This is a genomic window from Mesorhizobium argentiipisi (SeqCode), assembly GCF_037179585.1.
Taxonomy (GTDB): domain Bacteria; phylum Pseudomonadota; class Alphaproteobacteria; order Rhizobiales; family Rhizobiaceae; genus Mesorhizobium; species Mesorhizobium argentiipisi.
In genome coordinates, this window is record NZ_JAPYKO010000136.1 from 1 (window position 1) to 258 (window position 258).

Annotated in this window: 1 protein-coding gene; it reads right to left on the minus strand. The window is 69.0% G+C overall.

Annotated features, from left to right (window positions below; all coding sequences use genetic code 11):
• On the minus strand, window positions 1-258 hold a 258-nt coding region (locus O7A05_RS34280), incomplete at both ends, for a DUF5801 repeats-in-toxin domain-containing protein (RefSeq protein ID WP_337097832.1).

Below are 258 nucleotides of genomic sequence, written 5' to 3' on the forward strand. Positions count from 1 at the left end.
CCGCTGAAGGAGGCTTCCGCATGCGTCGAGCCGGCAGGGCCGGTGCCCGAGCCGTTGACGCCGTTGTTGGTCGCCGCCGTCAGGTAGCTCTCGTCCACCGTCAGCGTCGGCGCCGCCGTGCCGCTCAATATGATCGAGGGGCCGTCGTCCTTGATGCTCAGCGCGTTGCCGATGTTGAGCGACTGCGAGGCCTTGTCGCCGTCGCCGTCGGTCACCGTCGCCGTCAGCTGGATCAGGTTGGCCGTCAGGCTGGTGGCG